This window comes from Nonomuraea sp. NPDC048881 (genome assembly GCF_040649795.1).
Lineage (GTDB): Bacteria > Actinomycetota > Actinomycetes > Streptosporangiales > Streptosporangiaceae > Nonomuraea.
Genome location: NZ_JBEZGC010000008.1, coordinates 170,394 through 190,819 on the forward strand (window position 1 = coordinate 170,394; position 20,426 = coordinate 190,819).

Sequence of the window (20,426 nt, forward strand, 5' to 3'; positions counted from 1 at the left end):
ATGATCGGGCGCACCGGACGCAAAACTCCCCGATAAAGCGCCTTTGCCGGGCATGTGCATTGTTGAGGCGCTCTTAGTCCTCGACGGCTTTCGCAAAGAATGTCCATCCAACCGCCGCCGCCGCGTGGCCCGCCGCCCGCAGGGGAATGCTGCCGCTCGTCAACCCAGGTTCCGGCGAGGGAGGCAGGCGGACATGCGCGCCGAGATGCCCGACCTGCCGCTCGCCACGCTCCGCGGCGTCAGCCAGGTGGACCTGCAGAACAACCTGGGCACCGCGATCTGCTTCGTCGTCGCGCTGCTCGCCGCCGGATGGCAGTTCGCGCTGTTCGGCCTGGTCGGCGCCGCCGTGGGCACGCTCACCGCCTGGTTCCTCGGCGCGTCCAGGGAGAGCGTGGCCGCGGGGCTGGAAGGGTTCAACGGCACGCTGATCGGCGTCGCGCTGGTGCTGTACTTCCAGACCCGGTGGATCACGCTGCTGCTGGTCGTCGTCGGCGCGATCATGGGCAGCGTCCTGACATCGGCGCTCAGGACGCTGCTCGGGCCGCACGACCTGCCGGGGCTCACGGCGCCGTTCTGCGCGGTGGCCACGATCATGGTGGTCGGCGGCCCGGCCTACGAGCGGGTCTGGCGTCGGCACGTCCTGGCGGCGCCGCCGTCGGCGACGTCCCCGGGGACCGCGGTGACGTTCGCCGACCTGTGGCAGGGGCTGCTGAACGGCGTCGGCCAGGTGTTCTTCCAGGGCAAGTGGTACGTCGGCCTGATCTTCCTGATCGGCCTGGCGTTCGCCGGGTGGCGGGTGGCGGGGGCCGCGCTGGCCGCCAGCGCCGTCGGGATCCTGGTGGCCGTGCTGCTCGGCGCGCCCGCGGCCGACATCGGCGCCGGCCTGTACGGCTACAACGCGGTGCTCACCGGCATCGCGCTGTGCTGCGCGTTCGTCGTGCCGACCCTCCTCGGCCTGCTGTACGCGCTGGCCGGCGTGGTGTCGGCGACCGTGCTGACGGCGTTCGTCGGCCACCTGTTCGCGCCGGTCGGCGGGCACACCCTGACCTGGCCGTTCGTCCTGGTCACCTGGATCTTCCTGGCGGCGGTCCCGGCGTTCTCCGGCGTCCGGCGCGCTTCCACCTAAGGAGAGCTCATGAACCTCGCACCGCGCGAGATCGACAAGCTGCTGATCTACGTCGTCGCCGACCTGGCCGCCAAGCGCCGCGAGCGCGGCGTGAAGCTGAACTACAGCGAGGCGGTGGCGCTGATCAGCGTCGCGGTCCTGGAGGCCGCCCGGGACGGCAGGACGGTGGCCGAGTGCATGGAGCTCGGCAAGCAGGTGCTCGGCGCCGGGGACGTCATGCCCGGGGTGCGCGAAATGCTCAAGCTGATGCAGGTCGAGGCGTCGTTCAAGGACGGCTCCAAGCTCGTTTCCTGCCACGACCCCATCGGCGGCTGACACCGCCGCGACCAGAAAGGAGCGGTTCGCCATGACGGACACGGACCGGATCATGTACGGGGACGAGCCGATCGAGATCAACGCCGGTCGCGCCACGGTCACCCTGACCGTGCGCAACACCGGCGACCGGGCCATCCAGGTCGGCTCGCACTTCCACTTCTTCGAGGCGAACCGGGCGCTCAGCTTCGACCGCGAGAAGGCGTACGGCATGCATCTCGACATCCCGGCCGGCACCGCCGTACGCATCGAGCCGGGCGACACCCACCAGGTCACCCTGGTCGAGTTCGCCGGCGGCATGCGCGTCGTCGGCTTCGCCGGACTGGTGGACGGCGGCCTGCGGGCCAGGGACAGCCGCACCCGCGCCCTGCGCCGCCTGGCCGAGCTCGGGTACGCCGACCAGCCGGAGCCGGGGGCCACGGTCCGCGCGCCGGGCGAGGAGCCGCCCGCGCGCAAGGAGCCGCCCGCGCGCAAGGCGGCCGCCAAGAAGGCCGCCCCCAAGGAACCGGCAGCCAAGGAACCGGCCGCCAAGAAGCCGGCCGCCAGGAAGAAGAAGGCCTGAGCCGATGAGCACCATGAACCGCAAGCAGTACGTCGCCATGTTCGGCCCGACCGTGGGCGACCGGGTCCGGCTGGCCGACACCAACCTGGTGATCGAGATCGAGAAGGACCACACGGCCGGCTTCTACGGCGACGAGGCCGTCTACGGCGGCGGCAAGACCGCTCGCGACGGCATGGCGGCCGACCCCGGCTCCCAGAACGCCACGATCGCGCTCGACCTGGTGATCACCAACGCGGTCGTGCTGGACCCGGTGCTCGGCGTGGTCAAGGGCGACATCGGCATCAAGGACGGGCGGATCGTCGGGATCGGCAAGGCGGGCAACCCGCACACCCAGAACGGCGTGGACCGCCGCCTGGTGATCGGCGCCGGGACGGAGGTGCTGGCGGGCGAGAACATGATCGCCACGCCGGGGGCGATCGACCCGCACGTGCACCTGATCGCGCCGCAGCAGGCCGAGGCCGCGCTCACCAACGGCGTCACGACGCTGATCGGCGGCGGCACCGGCCCCACCGACGGCACCCGCGGCACCACCTGCACGCCCGGCCCGTGGAACATCGGCCGCATGTTGCAGGCCGTCGAGACGCTGCCGGTGAACATCGGCATCATGGCCAAGGGCAACGCCAGCCTGCCGGCCGCGCTGGCCGAGCAGATCGAGGCCGGGGCGTGCGCGCTGAAGGTGCACGAGGACTGGGGCTCCACCCCGGCGGTGGTGGACTGCGCGCTGCGCGTCGCCGACGAGTACGACGTCCAGGTGGCGCTGCACGCCGACAGCCTCAACGAGGCCGGCTACCTGGAGGACACGATCAGCGCCATCGACGGCCGGGCGATCCACACCTTCCACACCGAGGGCGCGGGCGGCGGTCACGCGCCGGACATGATCCGCATCGCCGGCGAGCCGAACGCGCTGCCGTCCTCGACGAACCCGACGCTGCCGTACACCATCAACTCGGCCGACGAGCTGCTGGACATGGTGATGGTCTGCCACCACCTCAACCACGACATCCCCGAGGACGTCTCCTTCGCCGACAGCCGGGTGCGGGTGGAGACCATCGCGGCCGAGACCGTGCTGCAGGACATGGGCGTGATCAGCATGTTCTCCTCCGACTCCCAGGCGATGGGCCGGATCGGGGAGACCTTCACCCGCGCCTTCCAGACCGCCCACCACTGCAAGGACCAGCGCGGCCGGCTGCCGGAGGACTCCGAGCGCAACGACAACGCGCGGGTGCTGCGCTACCTGGCCAAGCTGACCATCAACCCGGCCCGGACGACCGGCATCGCCGAGCACGTCGGCTCGCTGGAGGACGGCAAGCTGGCCGACGTCGTGCTGTGGCCGTTCACGTCGTTCGCGGCCAAGCCGGCGCTGGTGGTCAAGGGCGGCCTGATCAACTGGTCGCAGATGGGCGACCCGAACGCGTCGCTGCCCACGCCGCAGCCGGTCTACTACCGGCCGATGTTCGGCGCGATGGGGATGGCGCAGCGCAAGAGCAACGTGACGTTCCTGCCGGACGCCGCCATCGCCGCCGGGGTGCCGGAGCGGCTCGGCCTGCAACGGCTGATCGCCAAGGTGCGCCACACCAGGACGGTGGACAAACGGCACATGATCCGCAACAACGCGCTGCCGAGGATCACCGTGGACCCCGAGACGTACAAGGTCACGGTGGACGGCGAGCACGCGACCATCGCGCCGGCCCGCGAGCTGCCGCTGAACCACCTGTTCTTCCTGGCATGAGCCTGCTCGCCCAGCTCCAGCTCACCGACTCGGCCTTCCCGGGCGGCCTCTACACGCTCTCGCACGGGCTGGAGGCGTACGCGCAGGCCGGCCCGGTGGACGTCGCCGCGCTGCTGGAGGACCTGCTCCTGCACGCGGCGGGGCCGGGCGACGCCACCGCCCTGGTCCTGACCCACCGGGCGGTGACGGCCGGCGACTGGGACGCGGTGACCGAGGTGGACCGGCGGCTGCACGCCGTCAAGCTCGGCCGGGAGATCCGGGCCGCCGCCACAAGGACCGGCAACCAGGTCCTGCGCACGGCCGCCCTGGTCTTCGCGACGCCGGCGCTGGCCCGCCTGTCGGAGCTGGTCGAGGCCAGGGTCACGCCGGGCAACCACGCCGTCGTGCTGGGCGCGGCCTACGCCGGGCTGGGCGTCCGGGAGGCCGACGCGGTGACCGGCGACCTGTACGCGTTCGCCGCGAGCTGGGTCAGCGCCGCCGTACGGCTGCGCCTGCTGGACTTCCGCCAGGCCCAGGCCACCCTGTACGGCGCGGCCGGCGCGATCGGGCGGGCCGCCGGGCACGCCCTGGCCGCCCGCGGCCCGCTGGACCTGCACGCCGCCACGCCGCTCGCGGACACGATGAGCGCCGCCCACGAACGGGCCGAGGCCCGGCTGTTCACCACCTGAGAAGGGAAGCGTCCCGATGCATCACCACCACCCGCACCCGCACCCCGCCGTGAACGTGCCCGCGGGCACCGCCATGGACCGCGTCTTCAAGATCGGCGTCGGCGGCCCGGTCGGCTCCGGCAAGACCGCCCTCATCGAGGCGCTGGTGCCCGTGCTGCTCGACCGGGGACGCAGCCTGGCCGTCGTCACCAACGACATCTACACCCAGGAGGACGCCCAGCACGTCCGGCGCACCCTGGACGGCGTGCTGGACCCCGAGCGGGTCGTGGGCGTCGAGACCGGCTCCTGCCCGCACACCGCCGTGCGCGACGACCCGACGATGAACCTGGCCGCCGGGGCCGAGCTGCTGGAGCGCTTCCCCGACATCGACACGCTGCTGTTCGAGAGCGGCGGCGACAACCTGACCCTCACCTTCAGCCCCGTCCTGGCCGACGTCTACGTCTTCGTCCTGGACACCGGCGAGGGGGACAAGATGCCGCGCAAGAGGGGCCCCGGCATCACCGATTCGGACCTGCTGGTCATCAACAAGATCGACATCGCGCCGTACGTGCGGGCCGACCTGGAGGTCATGGCGCGCGACGCCGACCGGGTCCGCGACGGGCGGCCGGTCGTGCTCACCGACGCCCTGCGCGGCACCGGTGTGACCGAGGTGGCCGACTTCGTCCTCAGCGGGGCGCCGGCGTGCTCACCGGCCCGGTAGACCGGCTGGCCGCCGGCCACTACACGATCGACTCGGTCCCGGCGGACGTGGCCCGGCACGCCGGCGTGCCCGACACCCTGCCGGTCGGCAGCCCCGGCAAGGTCGGCGTGCTGGAGCTGGCGTTCGAGCGGCGGGGCGGGCGCACCGAGCTGACTGGCCACTTCCAGAAGGCGCCGCTGCAGATCATGCGGCCGCACTACTACGACCCCGCCCGGCCCGACCTGCCGTACGTGATGGTGATGTCCACCGGCGGCGGCGTGCTCCAGGGCGACCGCCACCGGCTCGACGTCGCCTGCGGCGCGGGCGCGTCCGTGCACGTCACCACGCAGGCCGCCACCAAGCTTTACCGGATGGAGCAGGACTACGCCACCCAGCTCGTCTCGCTCACCGCCGGGCCGGACGGCTACCTGGAGTACCTGCCGGACCCGGTGATCCCCTTCGCCGGGTCCCGGTTCTACCAGCGCACCCTGGTGAGCGCCGGGCCCGGCGCCACGGTGATCGTCGGGGAGACCGTGCTGGCCGGGCGGCTGGCCCGCGGCGAGCGGCACGCCTACACCGCGTACTGCAACGACCTGGACGTCCGCGACGCCGGCGGCGGGCTGCTGTTCGCCGACCCGCTCAGGCTCGTGCCCGATCGCGCCCCGGTCACCGGGCCGGCGATGTTCGGCGAGCACGGCGTGCTGTCCAGCCTGTACGTGATCACCTCCGCCGTGCCCGCCGCCGAGCTGGCCGGTGCGCTGCACGAGGTGGCGGCGGGCAGCGGGCTGCCCGGGGGGGCCAGCACGCTGCCGAACGGGGCGGGCGCCTGGGCCAGGCTGCTCGGGCCGGAGTCGCCGCCCGTCCTCGCCGCCCTGGAACGCCTGTGGGACCTCGCCCGGCGCGCCGTCACCGGCCACCCGGCCCCGGACCGGCGCAAACCCTGACCCCGGCGCGCGCCGGCGCGGGGCTTCCGGAAGCAGCCACGGGTGCGCCGGCGCGGGGCTCCCGGGAGCGGTCAGGGGTGCGCCTGCGGCGATCCGGCCTACCATGGGCCTATGCCCCGCATCTCGGCCGCCACGATCGGCGAGCATCGCGCCCAGACGCGCGACCGCATCCTGCAGGCCGTCTCGCGGCTGTCCAGGGCCCAGGGCATCGACGCCATCTCCCTGACGGACGTGGCTCACGAGGCCGGCATCACCCGCACGGTCCTGTACAACTACTTTCCCGACAAGGCCGCGCTGCTGCTGGCCTTCACCGAGCGCGTCACCAGCTACTTCATCGAGAGCTACGAGCGGGAGCTGCCCGAGCACGCCTCGCCCGCCGACCGGTTGCGGGCCTTCGTCCGGCTGCAGCTCGCGGGGCTGCTCGCCCACCCCCACCCGGGCGCGGCCGACCTCGGCGCGGCGCTCGGGCCCGACGCCTACCAGCAGCTCGCCGAGCACGTCGCGCCCATGCAGCGGGTGCTGGTGGAGATCCTCGACGACGGCGTGCGGGCGGGCGACTTCCAGGTGCCCGAGGTGGGCGCGACGGCGCGGATGGTGCTGGCCGTCATCGGGGCCGAGCGGGTGCCGCTGATCAGCGGCGAGGTCACGGTCGAGACGGCCGAGCAGGCCGTGTCCGGTTTCGTGCTCCGGGCTCTCGGCGCCCGCCCGTAGGGGCCGAACGCCGGGGTGGCCGCCGGAGGCCGCCGGGCACGGTGACAAGATTGTCGGATGGGACAGAACGGTCACATCCAGGTGAAGTCGGCGCGCGGGCGGTGGATTCTCGGCGCGACCGTGCTCGGCTCCGGGCTGGCCCTGCTCGACAGCACCGTGGTCAACGTCGCGCTGCCGTTCCTCGGCAAGGAGCTGCACGCGGCCATGGACGGCCTGCAGTGGACCGTCAACGCCTACACCCTCACCCTGGCGGGCCTGATCCTGCTGGGCGGGTCGCTCGGCGACCGCTACGGGCGGCGCAAGATCTTCCTCATCGGCACGGTGTGGTTCGCCGTGGCCTCGGCGCTGTGCGGCCTGTCGCCGAACATCGAGTTCCTGGTGGGGGCGCGCGCGTTGCAGGGCGTCGGCGGCGCGCTGCTCACGCCGGGGTCGCTGGCCATCATCCAGGCGTCGTTCGTCAGGCAGGACCGGCCGCGGGCGGTCGGCGTCTGGTCCGGGCTGGGCGGCGTGGCCAGCGCGATCGGGCCGCTGCTGGGCGGCTGGCTGGTGCAGACGGCGGGCTGGCGGTGGGCGTTCCTGATCAACCTGCCGTTCGCGCTGATCGTGGTGCTGGTGACGCTGCGGCACGTGCCGGAGAGCCGCGACGAGCAGGCGGCCGGGCGGTTCGACGTCCTGGGCTCGCTGCTGGCCGCGCTGGCGCTGGCCGGGATCACGTACGGCCTGATCGAGAAGGGCGCGCCGGTGCCGCTGATCGTGGGGGCGCTGCTCGGGGCGGCGTTCGTGGTGACCGAGCGGCGCAGGTCGCCGCAGGCGCTGGTGCCGGTCGCCATCTTCAGGAACCACGTCTTCACGGCGGTCAACGTCGTCACGCTCATCATGTACGCCGCCATGGGCGTGGTGTTCTTCCTGCTGGTGATCCAGCTCCAGGTGGTCTCCGGGTTCTCGCCGATCGCGGCCGGGCTGTCGATGTTGCCGACCACGATCCTGATGATGCTGCTGTCGTCGCGGGCCGGGGAGACGGCCCGGCGGCTCGGGCCGCGCTGGCCGATGACGATCGGGATCCTGCTGGCGGGGGCCGGGTTCGTGCTGATGAGCATGATCGGCCCGCACGCCTCCTACCCGCTGCTGGTGCTGCCCGCGGTGACCGTCTTCGGGCTCGGCCTGTCGGCGGCCGTCGCGCCGCTGACCGCGACGGTGCTGGCCACGGCCGACGAGCGTTACGCCGGCACGGCCAGCGGCGTCAACAACGCCGTGGCCCGCACCGGGAGCCTGCTGGCGGTGGCCGCCGTGCCGCCGCTGGTCGGCCTGGTGGGTGACGCGTTCGAGAACCCGCCGGTGTTCGACGCCGGGTTCCGGGCGGCCATGCTGATCAGCGCCGCCATGATGGCGGTCGCCGCGGCCGTCACGTTCTTCACCATCAGGACGAACGTGCTGGCCGGGGAGCCGGAGACGGCTAGTACGTGAACGCCTGACTGCGCACGCTGTTGTCGAAGTTGGACAGCAGCAGCTCGGGCTCGCCGACCGAGCGCACGCCGGGCAGCCGGGTCAGCAGTTCCCGGAACATCGTGCGCATCTCCTGCCTGGCCAGGTTGGCGCCGAGGCAGAAGTGCGGGCCGGGCCCGCCGAACCCGACGTGGGGCTTGGTGTCGCGGGTGATGTCGAAGGTGTCGGGGTCGGGGAAGACCGACTCGTCGCGGTTGGCCGAGCCGTAGAACAGCACGACCTTGTCGCCCTGCTTCAGCTCCAGCCCGCGCAGCGTGTAGTCCTCGGTGACCGTGCGGCGGAACTGCATGATGGGCGAGACGTAGCGGACCATCTCCTCGATCGCGCCGTTGATGTGGGCGTCGAAGTCGGAGGTCAGCAGCTCGCGCTGGGCCGGGTTCTCGGTGAGCAGCCGGATGCCGTGGGCCATGGTGTTGCGGGCGGTCTCGTTGCCCGCCACCAGCAGCAGCGAGAAGAACGAGCCCAGCTCCTTGTCGGTCAGCTTCTCGCCGTCGGGGTTGGCGTTGACCAGGAGCGAGACCAGGTCGCCCTTGGGCTCGGCGACGCGCTCGTGGCCGAGCTTGATGACCATGCGCTGCAGGGCCAGCAGGGCCAGCATGTTCTGGCCGGCCATCTGGACGCTGCGGGCCAGGCTGGGACGCACGCCGGTGTAGGCGGTGGAGATGTCGACGTGCTGGTGGACCTTGGCGCGCAGCTCCTGCGGGATGTCGAGCATGTCGCAGATGACGTGGATGGGAAGCTTGGCGGCCACCTGCGTGACGAAGTCGCGCGGGCCCTCCTTGACGACGTCGTCGACGATGCGGGCGCAGGCGGCCTCGATGTCGCCCTGGAGCCCCGCCAGCATCCTGGGGCTGAACGAGCGCGTCACGATGCGGCGCAGGCGGGCGTGGCGGGGGTCGTCCATGTTGACCATGGACTCGCCGAACACCTGCTTGACCCAGCCCGGCGGCTCGGGGTTGGTCACGGCGGGCTCGCTGGAGAAGATCTTGGCGTTGCGGCTGGCCTCGACCACGTCCGCGTGCCGGACGAGGGCGTAGAAGCCCTTGCCGGAGCGGAGGAAGGGCACCTTCTTCTCCGGGAAGAACACCGGGTGCTCCAGTTGCCGGAGCCGGGCGAAGGCCTCATTCCGCTCTTTGAGCGGTTTGCGCCAGAAGTCCAGATCAGCGAGGTCGATGTCCACCCGTCTATCCTGGCACGCTCCCGCGCCCCGGCGGACGGGCCGAAAGTCCCTTCCGAAGCGGATGTGCATCGTGCCCTCCTGGCCCGTTCTCGTGGCGTTAAGTCCGGGTTCGGCCTGGACGGAGATGACTGTCGGTATGAACGCGTTGCTCGCCGTCTGCCTGGTCGCTCCCCTCGTGTCCGGTGCCGCACCCGCCGCCGCACCCGGGTGCGGCGGGCACCCCCTCGACTTCGACGGCGACGGCCGTGCCGACATCGCCGTCGCCGCTCCCTACGACGACTCCAGGGCCGGTTCGGTGACCGTCATGTACGGCTCGGGCCGGACCGTCAAGCTCACCCAGCCCGGCGCGGAACCCGGGGACGCCTTCGGCTCGGCGCTGGCCGTCGGCGACTTCGACGGCGACCGCTGCGCCGACCTGGCGGTCGGGGTGTCGGAGGAATTCGCCGGAAAGCGGGTGCCCGGCGCGGACGGCAACGGCGTCGTGCAGATCTTCGACGGCTCCCCCGCCGGGCTGGTCGCCGGCGAGGAGCTGGCCCCGGCCCGGCGGGGCAGCGACCGGTTCGGCGCGGCGCTGGCGGCCGGCGACTTCGACGGCGACGGCCGCGACGAGCTGGCCGTGGGCTCCCCGAGCCACGCCTCGGGCGGCGCGGTCACCGTCTACGGGATGAAGGGCCGCAAGGCGGCGTACCAGATCACCCAGAAGACGTCGTGGGTGCGGCAGTCGGCGAACGTCACCGACCAGTGGGGCGGGGCGCTGGCGGCCGGCGACTTCGACGGCGACGGCCGCGACGAGCTGGCCGTCGGCGCGCCCGCCGACAGCGTGCGCCTGGACGGCCAGGGATCGGTGACCGTGCTCGACCCGCGCGCCCGCCGGGCCCGGCTGCTCACGCAGAGCTCGCCGGGGATCGCCGGCGCGTCGGAGAAGTGGGACGCCTTCGGCGCGGCCCTGGCCACCGGCGACTTCAACGGCGACGGCCGCGACGACCTGGCGATCGGCGTCCCCGGCGAGGGCCTCAGCGAGAACCAGCGGGCCATGGACTACGGCGACGGCACCGTGGACGTCCTGTACGGCTCGCGCGCCGGCCTGCGCACCCACGGCAGCGAGGCGTGGTCGCAACGCTCGCTGAAGGGCGAGCCGCGCTACTACGACCGGTTCGGCGCGGCGCTGGCCGCCGGGGACTTCACCGGCGACGGCAGGGACGAGCTGGCCGTCGGCGTGCCCGGCGAGCACGCCGTCCAGGTGCTCCAGGGACGCGCGTCGGGCGGCCTGACCCGGAAGGGGAACCTGCTGATCAAGGGGAGGGGACGCGACTTCGGCGCCGCGCTGGCCGCGCTGCCCGGCGGGGGCGGCCGCTACCGCGCGCTGACCGCCGGCCGCCCCTTGGACGGGCTGCTGGTCGCCGCCCCCGACCAGGGCCTGGTCATGTACGCCCCCGGCGTCCGCGAGACGGGCCTGCGCCTGGGCCGCCTCCGCCAGGTCTCCCAGGGCGCCGGCCTGTACGGCTACACCTTCGGCTGAACACCCCCTGGGCTCTCAGCGGGTGGCAGCAGCACGCGGAACAGGGCGCCCTTGCCCGGCTCCCCCTCGGTCATGATGACGCCGCCGTGCGCCTCGACCAGCGTCGCCGCGATCGACAGCCCCAGTCCGGCCCCGCCCACCCCGCGCGCCGGATCGGCTCGGTAGAACCGCTCGAACACCCGCTCGGCCACCTCCGGCGGGAACCCCGGCCCCTCGTCGGCCACCTCCACCACGGCCCGCTCGCCGTCCACCCCGACGCGCACCTCGAACGGCGTCCCGGGCGGCGTGTGCTGCAGCGCGTTGCTCACCAGGTTCCCGACCACCTGGCCGAGCCGCGACTCGTCGCCGGTCACCAGCACCTCGCCCTCGCCGCCGTCCAGGCGGACCAGCTCGATCCGCCGGTCGGGGGCGAGCGTCTGGGCGTCGATCACGGCGGTCGCGGCCAGGCTGAGCAGGTCCACCGGCCGTCGTGCCAGCTCCCGCCGCTGGTCCAGCCTGGCCAGCAGCAGCATGTCCTCCACCAGCAGGCCCATGCGCGCGGCCTGCCCCTCGATCCGGCTCAGCAGCCGCACGGCCTCGGCCAGGTCCTTCTCCTCCCCCAGCCGGAACAGCTCGGCGAACCCCCTGATCGAGGTCAGCGGCGTGCGCAGCTCGTGCGAGGCGTCGGCCATGAACCGGCGCATGACCTCCTCCGAACGCCGCGCCGCCGTCGCCGACTCGCGCGCCGACTCGGCCGCCGCCTCCCGCTCGCGCACCGCCGACTCGATCTGGGCGAGCATGCCGTTGAGCGAGCGGCCCAGCTTGCCGACCTCGGTGGTGCTCGCCCACATCGGCACCCGGCGCGACAGGTCGCCGCCCGCGATGTCCTTGGCGGTGCGGCCGATCTCGCGCAGCGGGCGCAGGCTCCGCCGTACCAGCCAGTAGCAGGCGACGCCCAGCACGGCCAGCGTGCCGCCGCCGGCGAAGGCCACGATGAGGGCGAGCCTGGCCACCGTGCCCTCGACGTCGCCGAGGCTGATGGCGATCACCCGGCTGTGGCCGTCGCGGGCCGGGACGGCGACCACCCGCCAGTCCGGCCCGCCGGACGCGCGCGACTCGACGGTGAACGGCCGCCCGCCGCGCGCGGCGACGTCCGCGCCGGTCAGCCGGGGCAGCTTGGGCGTGTGCTCCTCGGTGGACTCGCTCATCACCCGTACGGTGGCGCCGCCCGCGTCCACCAGCACCGAGTGGAACAGCCCGAAGAACCGCTGCGGCTGCCGCCCGGCCGGCCACGCCTCGGGCGGCGGCGGCAGGTCGCGCGGCGCGGCGGCCGCCACCAGTTGCCGGTCCACCCGCTCGACCAGGTAGCCGCGCAGCAGCCGCACGGCGAACAGGCCGGTCACCGTGATGGCGAGGGTGACCAGCAGCAGCGTGGCCGAGACCAGGCGCAGCCAGAGCGGGGCGCGGGCGAGGTGCTTCCTCATATGCGCGGCGGGCGCAGGATGTAGCCGACCCCGCGCAGCGTGTGCAGGTACTTCCGGTCACCGGTGTCGATCTTGCGCCGCAGGTACGACACGTACGACTCGACCAGGCCCACGTCGGTGCGCCAGTCGCCGTTCCAGACGTGGTCGAGGATCTGCGTCTTGGACAGCACCCGGCCGACGTTCAGCATGAAGTAGCGCAGCAGCCGGAACTCCGTCGGCGACAGCCGCACCGGGACGCCGTCGCGCCAGACCTCGTGGCTCTCCTCGTCCAGCTCCAGGTCGGCGACGCTCAGCCGGTGGGGCGGCGGCGCGCCCCTGCGGGTCCTGCGCAGCACCGCCCGGATCCGCGCGATGACCTCCTCCAGGCTGAACGGCTTGGTCACGTAGTCCTCGCCGAGGCCGAGACCGGTGATCCGGTCCTCCGGCGTGTCCTTGGCGGTCACGAACAGCACCGGGACCCGGCGGCCGCGGGACCGCAGCCTTCCCGCGACCGCCAGGCCGTCGATGTCGGGCAGCATCACGTCGAGCATCACCAGGTCGGGCGTGCTCTCCTCGGCCACCCGCAGCGCCTCCCGCCCGTCGGCGGCGGTCAGCACCTCGAACCCGGCCATGCGCAGGCTGGCCGAGAACAGCTCTCTGATGTTGGGCTCGTCGTCGACCACCAGCAGCCTGGCCTCGGGCTGGTTCATCGCGGGCCTCCTCCCGGCGTGCCCTGGGCGCCCTGGGCGCCCTGGGTGATGGCGGTCGCGGTGACCGAGCCGTCGCCGGACTGCTGACCGCGCACCACGACGGTGGTGCCGGCGGCCAGGTCGGCGACCTTGCCGGGCCTGGAGATCTGGACCGTGGTCTGGTCGCTGGTGGTGACCGTCACCGTGGCGCCGTCCATGGTTCTGACGTAGATCTTGTCGCCGTCGACCTTCTCGACGGTGCCGACCGTGCCGCCGCCCATGCGCTGCCCGAACCCGCCGTTCTGGGCACCGTTCTGGGCGCCGTTCTGGGCGCCGTTCTGGGCGCCGGAGCCGCGCTGGCCGTAGCCGCCGCCGGGGGTCTGGCCGTCCGTACGCCGGAGCTGCGCGGCGGCCGGCGCGGCGTCGGACGTGCCGAACAGCTTGCCCGCCTGGATCCCGATGAGCACGCCGGCCACCAGCACCACCCCGGCGGCCAGTCCGAGCGTCAGCTTCGAGACGCCGCCGCGCGGCCGGACGGCGAGTTCCTCCCCCAGGTCGTCGGGGAAGGGCGAGGAGTCGAGCCGGTCCATGTCTTTCTCCTTACTCATGCCGCCTCACTCATGCCGCAGGGCCTGGATCGGCCGGAGCTTGGCCGCCCTGTTGGCGGGGTAACTGCCGAAGAACAGCCCGATCCCCACCGACACGCCGAGCGCCAGCGCGACGGACGACGGCACGAGGACCGGCTCGATGCCGGCCACGGTGAACCGGGTGCCGACGAAGGCCACCAGCACCCCGAGCAGCCCGCCGATCAGGCTGAGCAGGGTGGCCTCCATCAGGAACTGGCCCAGGATCGCGCTGCGCGGCGCGCCGATCGCCTTGCGGATGCCGATCTCCCGGGTCCGCTCGGTCACGGTGACCAGCATGATGTTGGTGATGCCGATCCCGCCCACCAGCAGCGAGATCGCCGCCACCGCCCCGAGCAGCACGGTGAACGTGCCGGTGGCCTCGCTCACCGTCTCCTGCAGGGTGGCCTGGTTGAGAATCCGGTAGTCGGGGTTGCCGTCGGTGATGCCGTGCCGCTGGTTCAGGACGGCGGTCACCTCCGACTGCGCCGCCGTGGTGGCCTCGGCCCCGGTGGCCTGCACGACGATCGAGTCCAGCGAGCCGAACCCGCTCAGGCTCTGCTGCACGGCGGGCAGCGGCGCCACGGCCACGTCGTCGGCGTCCTGCATGCCGGTGGAGCCGCTCTCCTTGAGCACCCCCACCACCGTGAACGGCACCCCGGACACGCTGACCTGCCGGCCGATCGGGTCCACCGCGCCGAACAGCTCCGCCACCACCGTCCGGCCGAGCACCACGACCTTCCTGGCGGCCAGCACGTCGTCGTTGAAGAAGTACGTGCCCTTGGCCACCGGCTTGTTCATGGCCTCGAAGTAGCTGGGGTAGGTGCCGACGAACTGCGCGATCGTGTGGCTGGCGGCGCCGTACGCGGCGGTGGCGGAGTTGGCGCCGACCACCGGCGAGACGGACCTGACCGACGGCGCGAGCGTCCGGTCGGTGAGCGCCTTGGCGTCGGCCAGGCTGAGCTGCCTGGCCTGCGTGCGCGGCCCGGTGTTGCCGCCGCCGCCCGGCGCGCGCCCGCCGAATCCGCCCCCGCCGCCGCCCCCGCCCGAGAAGGACGGGGAGATCGTCAGCGTGTTGGCGCCGAGGCGCTGGATGTTCTTCTGGATGCTCTGCGAGGAGCCCTCGCCGACCGCCACCAGCAGGATGACCGCGGCGACGCCGATGAGGATGCCCAGGGTGGTCAGGGCGCTGCGCATCTTGTTGGCCAGCAGGCCGCGCAGCGCGAAGCGGAGGATCTCAAGCTGGTTCACTGGCCGCCGTCCTCGGGGGTGGTCCGTCGACCGGCGCCTGGCGGCGGTCCTCCACGATCTCGCCGTCCACCAGCCGGATCACCCGTTTGGCGTGCGCGGCCACGTCGTCCTCGTGGGTGATGAGCACGATCGTGCGTCCGGACTCGCTCAGCCGGTCGAGGATCCGCAGCACGTCGCGGGTGGAGGCGGTGTCCAGGTTGCCGGTGGGCTCGTCGGCCAGCAGCAGCGCGGGGGCGGTGACCAGCGCCCTGGCCACGGCCACGCGCTGCTGCTGGCCGCCGGAAAGCTGGTTCGGCTCGTGCCGCACGCGGTCGGTCAGCCCGACCTGCTCCAGCGCGGCCAGGGCGCGCGAGCGCCGCTCGGCCGGGCCGACGCCGCCGTACACCAGCGGCAGCTCGACGTTGGCCAGCGCGCTCATGCGCGGGATCAGGTTGAAGGACTGGAAGACGAACCCCACCCTGCGATTGCGCAGGATCGCGAGCTGGTGCTCGGCCAGCCGTCCCACGTCGGCGCCGTCGATCTGGTACGTGCCGGAGGTGGGCACGTCGAGGCAGCCGAGGATGTTCATCAGGGTGGACTTGCCGGAGCCGGACGCGCCCATGATGGCGACGTAGTCGCCGCGTTCGACGTCCAGGCTGACGCCACGCAGGGCGTGGACCTTGGCGTCGCCCTCGCCGTACTCCTTGACCAGGTCCTTCACCCGCAGGACGGGGGCCGCTGTCGCGGTGGCGGGGGCCGTCATCGCCCGCCGCCCGGCATGCCGCCACCGCCCGGGAACCCGCCGCCGAACCCGCCGCGCTGGTTGGTGCTCTGCGTGCCGGTCGCGGGCGGCACGAGCTGGTCGCCCTCGGACACCCCGGACCTGATCTCGGTGAGCGCCGTGCCCCGGACGCCGACCTCGACCGGGGTCCTGACCTGGCGGCCGTCCCTGAGCAGGGTGACCGTGGTCTGGCCGCCGCTGGTGGAGACCGCGGTGGAGGGGACGGTGACGACGTTCTCCGCCCTGCCGACGACGACCTCGACGGTGGCGGTCTGGCCCAGCCGGACCTGCGCGGGGACCTTGGTGAAGGTGACCGTGACCGGGTACTGGACGACGTTGTTGCTGGTGGAGGCGACCGGCTGGATCTGCGTGACCTTGCCGTCGGCGGTCACCCCCGGCAGGGCGTCGAAGGTGACGGTGGCGTTCTGTCCTTGTTCGAGCTTGCCGACGTCGGACTCGGTGAAGGTGCCCACGAGCTGGAGCCGTCCGGTGTCGGCCAGGTCGACGAACCCGCCCGTCCCTGTGCTGTTCCCACTGCCGCTGCTCTGCGACTGCCCCTGCCCCTGGGACTGGCTCTGGCTTCCGCCCGAGCCGGAGGCGGTGCCGCCGACGGATCCGTTGACCGCCGTGACCGTGCCCTTGAACGGGGCCCGCAGGACGGTGGCCGCGACCGTGCGCTCGGCCTGGCGGTAGGCGTTGCGCGCCTTGACGTAGGAGGCGTAGAGCGCGGCCGTGCCGGTGCCCTCGTCGACCGCGCTCTGGTACGTGGCCTTGGCCGCCGACAGGCTCTCCTGCGCGGCGGAGTCGTCGAGCCTGGCCAGGATGTCGCCCTTGTCGACCTTGTCCCCAGCCTTGACGTAGATCCGCTCGACCGTGCCGCCCGTGCCGAACGACAGGGACCTGATCCTGGAGCTGGCCACCGCGCCCGACGCGGACACCGACGCGGACACCGAGCCGCGGCTCGCGGTCACCGTGCGCACGGCCGTCTCGCCGGCCGCGCGGTCCGTGCCGAGCTGGACGTAGGCGAGCGTGGCCCCGCCCAGCAGGAGCACGCCCAGCGCTCCGTTGGTCATCAGCGCTCTGCGCCTTGTCGACACCTTCACAGCCGGTGACCCTTGCACACCAGCCTGCGCCGCAGCCGTGACGGAGCTGAACGTTCGCTGACAACCCGGGCCCGGGCGGGGTCACACAGCGAACTCTCAGGCTGCTCGCAGGCTGCCGTGAAGCTGGTCGGCCAGGATGGGCGGCCATGAGACCGACTTTCGCGCTGGGCGGGCTCGCCCTGGCCGTGCTCGTCGCCGGGTCGGGCCTGGCGCTGGCACTCCGCGACGACGACCCGCCCGCCGTCCGGGTACGGCTCGCCGCCGCCCAGCGGGGCCCGGTCACGGCCCTGGTCAGCGCCGCCGGCAACACCGTGGACGGTGCCCGCCGGGACCTGGCGTTCGGCTCGTCCGGGCCGGTGACCAAGGTGTACGTCAAGGTCGGGACCAAGGTGACCAAGGGCCAGGTGCTGGCCAGGATCGACGGGCGAGGGGCCCGCGAGGCGTACGCAGCCGCCAAGGCCGACCTCTCCGCCGCCCAACAATCCCTCACCACCACCACCTCCACCGGAACCACCGAAACCAGCTCCACCGGGACGACCGGCCCCACCGGTTCGCCGTTCTCCGCCGGGTCGCCGAACGCCGCCAACTGCCCCACCCCGTCAGCCTCCTCGAAGCCCACACCGCCGGTCACTTCGAACCCCACCCCGACCACCGGTGGCACCGGCCCCGCCACCTCGCCCGTCCCGCACACCGGCACCGCTGCCACTCCCGGCAACGCCGCCACCCCTGGGGGCGCAGCCGTCCCGGGGGCGATGGGCGGCCCTGGCACGGCCATCGGCGGAGGTTCGGCGGGAGAGGGCGTCTTCGGCCCGACGACCCCGCCTACCACCACCACGCCCGCCACCACCACGCCCACCCCCACCAGGACGCCCACCCCCACTCACGAGCCCTCCGAGCCCCAGCCCACGGTGACGGTCACCGCGACCGCCACGGTGACGGCGACGGTGACCGTGACGGCGACCCCGCCCGGAGGCGGCACCCCCGGAAGTAGCCAGACCCCCGGCACACCGTCCAACCCCAGCGAACCGTCCACACCGGGCGGCCCGTCCACCGCCGAGCCGCCCGCCACGGCCAGGCCCTCGACCACCGCGCCCCCGTCCGCGACCGCCAGGCCCACCGCCAGGCCCACCGCCAAGCCCACCGCGAAGGCCACCGCCAAGCCGCACGCGACGGCCTCCGCCCGTCCCACCGGCTCCTGCTCACCCGGCACGACCTCCCGGGACACCACCGCCAGGACCGCCACCACCCCCAAGGACGGCGCCAGGGGCGGCATCACCGAGGACCAGGCCGCCGCGAACGTCGACCGCGCCGAAGCCGCCCTTGAGGAGGCCGCCGACGCCGTGCGCGCCACCCGCATCGTCGCCCCCACCTCGGGCACCGTCCTGTCCGTGGCGGGCCGGGTCGGCGACACGGCCGGCACCGGCACCTTCATCAGCCTCGGCAACCTGAACGAGCTCCAGGTCCAGGCCATGGTCACCGAGTCCGACGTCAACCGGCTCAAGCTCGGCCAGCAGGCCGCCATCACCCTCGCCACCCGTCCCGGCGAGCGCCACGGCGGCACGGTCACCGCGATCGCCCCGACCGCCACCGTCGAGGACCGGCTCGTCCGCTACTCCGTCACCCTGGCCTTCGACGAGCCGCCCGCCGGGCTCATGCTCGGCCAGACCGCCACGGTGTCGGTGACCACCGCCGAGGCCAAGGACGCGATCTACGTCCCGGCCGCCGCCGTCCGCAGCCGTTCCGACGGCGCCCAGGTGGTCACCGTGCGCTCGGGCGGGCACGACGCCGCGAAGGTGATCGCCACCGGCGTCCGCGGCGACCAGTACGTCCAGATCACCTCAGGTCTGGACGAACGGGACCAGGTCGTCATGTCCGGCACCACCACCGGCGAGTTCCCCGACGCGACCTGGCCGGGCGCCTGACCACCCGCCCCGGCTCCCAGCCGGCCCTCAGCCCGCTCCCAGCGAACCCTCAGCGAACGAAGCCCGCAGCCCCCGCCGTCCCTCAGCCATGGCGGGGCGCGGCCCGGCCGGCGGCTGAGCGGGGCGGTTCGGCCGGGATCGTGAGCCGGTGGGCGGTGCGGGCCCGCGCGCCGCGGCGGGAGATGTAGTCGAGCGTGCGGAAGTCCACCGACAGCTCGTCCCGGGTCAGCCGGGCCATGAGGTAGCCGCGCCGCTGGTCGATGTAGGAGATGTGCGGATTCTCCTGCAGGGCCTCGGCGATCCACGTGCGGTCCCGGTAGCCGTCGCCGTCGCTGGCGATCGACGACGTCACCAGCTCCCTGGCCACCACCGGCGAGTCCGGGTCGTCGAAGTCGGTCTTGAGGTCGGCCAGGTGGTGCATGTGCGCGTCCCCGGTCAGGACGACGGGGTTCGAGGTGCCCGACAGCGACCCGAGCAGGCGGGTGCGCTCGGCGGCGTAGCCGTCCCAGGAGTCGAGGTTCACCTCGCGGCCCGGCCCGATCCTGTAGTCGCGCTGGGCCATCAGGATCTGCTGGCCCAGCAGGTTCCACCGGGCGCCGGACCCGCTCAGCCCCTCCTCCAGCCACCGCCACTGGGCGGACCCGAGCAGCGTGCGCCCGTCGGACAGCCGTTCGTCGCAGCCGGCCCGCACCCCGTCCAGACAGGCCTGGTCGTCGCGGAACTGGCGGGTGTCCAGCAGGTGGAAGCGGGCCAGCGTCCCCCAGGAGACGCGCCGGTTGATGCGCAGCACCGCTCCCTGGAGGCTGGCGCGGCGCAGCGGCATGTTCTCGTAGTACGCGCGGAAGGCGTCGGCGCGGCGGCGGGCGAAGCCGGGCGCGCCGGTGCTGGAGACGGGGCCGGCCCAGTTGTTCTCCACCTCGTGGTCGTCGAAGGCCACCAGCCAGGGCGCGACCGCGTGCGCGGCCTGCAGGTCGTGGTCGCTCTTGTACTGGGCGTGCCGCAGCCGGTAGTCGGCGAGGGTGGCGCACTTGCCCGGCGTGTGCGTGCGCACCCGTCCGGCCAGGGCGGTGTAGCCGCTGGGGCCGTACTCGTACATGTAGTCGCCGAGGAAGACGACCAGGTCGGGCTCCTGCTCGGCCAGGCGGCGGTAGGCGGTGTAGTAGCCGTGCTCGTAGTGCGCGCAGGCGGCCACGGCGAAGGTGAGCGGGCTCTCCCCGGCGGGCGTCGTCCGGGTGCGGGCGGCGGGCGAGAGCCTGCCCTGGCTCCTGAACCGGTAGAAGTAGTCGCGGCCTGGCTCCAGCCCGTCCAGCTCGACGTGCACGCTGTGGGCGTCGCGCGGCCGGGCGGTCGCGGTGCCCGACCGCACGACCGAGGAGAACCGTTCGTCGGTGGCGACCTGCCAGTCGACCTCGACGTCGCGGGCGGGCATGCCGCCGCGGCCGTCGCCGCCGAGCGGGTCGACCGCCAGCCTGGTCCACAGGACGAAGCCGTCGGCGGAGGGGTCGCCGGAGGCCACGCCGAGGGTGAACGGATCGGATCTGAGTGTCGTGGCGGAGGCGGGCGAGGTGACGGCGCGGGGCGCGACGAGGCCGGCTGCCGCCGCTGTCAGGAACGTTCTGCGGTCCACGCTCCAGGTATGTCCGCCCGCGCTGACCCCGTCGTGGCCCCGTCATGACAGCGGAGTCAAGCGTGGGTGAACAGCG

Annotated in this window: 18 protein-coding genes and 1 pseudogene; 11 read left to right on the top strand and 8 right to left on the bottom strand. The window is 73.2% G+C overall.

The features are described 5' to 3' along the window. Positions 1 to 193: 193 nt before the first annotated feature. From AB0C33_RS27985 to AB0C33_RS28025, 9 genes and pseudogenes are all read left to right on the top strand, one after another. Positions 194 to 1,126, top strand: coding sequence for an urea transporter (locus AB0C33_RS27985; RefSeq protein WP_358293155.1), 933 nt, complete (start codon positions 194 to 196; stop codon positions 1,124 to 1,126). Between the two features lie 9 nt (positions 1,127 to 1,135). Further along, positions 1,136 to 1,441, top strand: coding sequence for an urease subunit gamma (locus AB0C33_RS27990; RefSeq protein ID WP_352330244.1), 306 nt, complete (start codon positions 1,136 to 1,138; stop codon positions 1,439 to 1,441). A 31-nt stretch (positions 1,442 to 1,472) separates the two neighbouring features. Continuing rightward, a pseudogene (locus AB0C33_RS27995) lies at positions 1,473 to 1,778 on the top strand (urease subunit beta); the annotation flags it as partial. 226 nt (positions 1,779 to 2,004) lie between these two features. Continuing rightward, positions 2,005 to 3,729, top strand: coding sequence for an urease subunit alpha (gene ureC, locus AB0C33_RS28000; protein ID WP_358293157.1), 1,725 nt, complete (start codon positions 2,005 to 2,007; stop codon positions 3,727 to 3,729). After that, positions 3,726 to 4,397, top strand: coding sequence for an urease accessory UreF family protein (locus AB0C33_RS28005; protein WP_358293159.1), 672 nt, complete (start codon positions 3,726 to 3,728; stop codon positions 4,395 to 4,397). Before ureC ends, AB0C33_RS28005 begins: the two co-directional genes overlap by 4 nt. A gap of 16 nt (positions 4,398 to 4,413) precedes the next feature. Next, positions 4,414 to 5,097, top strand: coding sequence for an urease accessory protein UreG (gene ureG, locus AB0C33_RS28010; RefSeq protein ID WP_358293162.1), 684 nt, complete (start codon positions 4,414 to 4,416; stop codon positions 5,095 to 5,097). Continuing rightward, entirely contained in the window at positions 5,079 to 6,020 is a 942-nt protein-coding gene (locus AB0C33_RS28015; protein WP_358293165.1) for an urease accessory protein UreD, read from the top strand. Before ureG ends, AB0C33_RS28015 begins: the two co-directional genes overlap by 19 nt. A 111-nt stretch (positions 6,021 to 6,131) precedes the next feature. Beyond that, positions 6,132 to 6,731, top strand: a complete 600-nt coding sequence (locus AB0C33_RS28020) for a TetR/AcrR family transcriptional regulator (protein ID WP_352330623.1) — start codon at positions 6,132 to 6,134, stop codon at positions 6,729 to 6,731. A gap of 57 nt (positions 6,732 to 6,788) precedes the next feature. Next, positions 6,789 to 8,195, top strand: coding sequence for an MFS transporter (locus AB0C33_RS28025; protein ID WP_358293168.1), 1,407 nt, complete (start codon positions 6,789 to 6,791; stop codon positions 8,193 to 8,195). On the opposite strand, the gene AB0C33_RS28030 is transcribed toward AB0C33_RS28025, so the two are convergent. Next, a complete protein-coding gene (locus AB0C33_RS28030) occupies positions 8,185 to 9,414 on the bottom strand; it encodes a cytochrome P450 (RefSeq protein WP_358293170.1) in 1,230 nt (409 codons plus the stop codon). The two genes, AB0C33_RS28025 and AB0C33_RS28030, sit on opposite strands and share 11 nt — an antisense overlap. A gap of 136 nt (positions 9,415 to 9,550) precedes the next feature. Between AB0C33_RS28030 and AB0C33_RS28035 the strand changes: the two genes are divergently transcribed. Continuing rightward, entirely contained in the window at positions 9,551 to 10,933 is a 1,383-nt protein-coding gene (locus AB0C33_RS28035) for an FG-GAP and VCBS repeat-containing protein (protein ID WP_358293172.1), read from the top strand. On the opposite strand, the gene AB0C33_RS28040 is transcribed toward AB0C33_RS28035, so the two are convergent. The 6 genes from AB0C33_RS28040 to AB0C33_RS28065 are packed head-to-tail and all read right to left on the bottom strand — an operon-like array spanning position 10,918 to position 16,771. Further along, a complete protein-coding gene (locus tag AB0C33_RS28040; protein ID WP_358293174.1) occupies positions 10,918 to 12,396 on the bottom strand; it encodes a HAMP domain-containing sensor histidine kinase in 1,479 nt (492 codons plus the stop codon). The genes AB0C33_RS28035 and AB0C33_RS28040 overlap by 16 nt on opposite strands. Then, the gene (locus AB0C33_RS28045) at positions 12,393 to 13,085 is read right to left on the bottom strand and encodes a response regulator transcription factor (RefSeq protein WP_358293176.1); all 693 of its coding nucleotides are present in this window, start codon (positions 13,083 to 13,085) and stop codon (positions 12,393 to 12,395) included. Before AB0C33_RS28045 ends, AB0C33_RS28040 begins: the two co-directional genes overlap by 4 nt. Further along, positions 13,082 to 13,672: a hypothetical protein gene (locus tag AB0C33_RS28050; protein WP_358293179.1), complete on the bottom strand. Its 591-nt coding sequence runs from the start codon at positions 13,670 to 13,672 to the stop codon at positions 13,082 to 13,084. Before AB0C33_RS28050 ends, AB0C33_RS28045 begins: the two co-directional genes overlap by 4 nt. Before the next feature lie 6 nt (positions 13,673 to 13,678). Next, positions 13,679 to 14,938 (bottom strand): ABC transporter permease, encoded by a 1,260-nt coding sequence (locus tag AB0C33_RS28055; protein ID WP_358293182.1) that lies wholly within the window; start codon positions 14,936 to 14,938, stop codon positions 13,679 to 13,681. Next, positions 14,925 to 15,680: an ABC transporter ATP-binding protein gene (locus AB0C33_RS28060; protein ID WP_358293185.1), complete on the bottom strand. Its 756-nt coding sequence runs from the start codon at positions 15,678 to 15,680 to the stop codon at positions 14,925 to 14,927. Before AB0C33_RS28060 ends, AB0C33_RS28055 begins: the two co-directional genes overlap by 14 nt. After that, the gene (locus tag AB0C33_RS28065; RefSeq protein ID WP_358293187.1) at positions 15,677 to 16,771 is read right to left on the bottom strand and encodes a biotin/lipoyl-binding protein; all 1,095 of its coding nucleotides are present in this window, start codon (positions 16,769 to 16,771) and stop codon (positions 15,677 to 15,679) included. The genes AB0C33_RS28060 and AB0C33_RS28065 overlap by 4 nt, the downstream gene beginning before the upstream one ends. Before the next feature lie 176 nt (positions 16,772 to 16,947). Between AB0C33_RS28065 and AB0C33_RS28070 the strand changes: the two genes are divergently transcribed. After that, complete coding sequence (locus AB0C33_RS28070; RefSeq protein ID WP_358293189.1) at positions 16,948 to 18,723, top strand: efflux RND transporter periplasmic adaptor subunit; 1,776 nt, start codon at positions 16,948 to 16,950, stop codon at positions 18,721 to 18,723. 82 nt (positions 18,724 to 18,805) lie between these two features. Here the strand turns inward: AB0C33_RS28070 and AB0C33_RS28075 are convergent, their stop codons facing one another. Then, entirely contained in the window at positions 18,806 to 20,350 is a 1,545-nt protein-coding gene (locus AB0C33_RS28075) for an alkaline phosphatase D family protein (protein ID WP_358293190.1), read from the bottom strand. Positions 20,351 to 20,426: the final 76 nt, after the last annotated feature.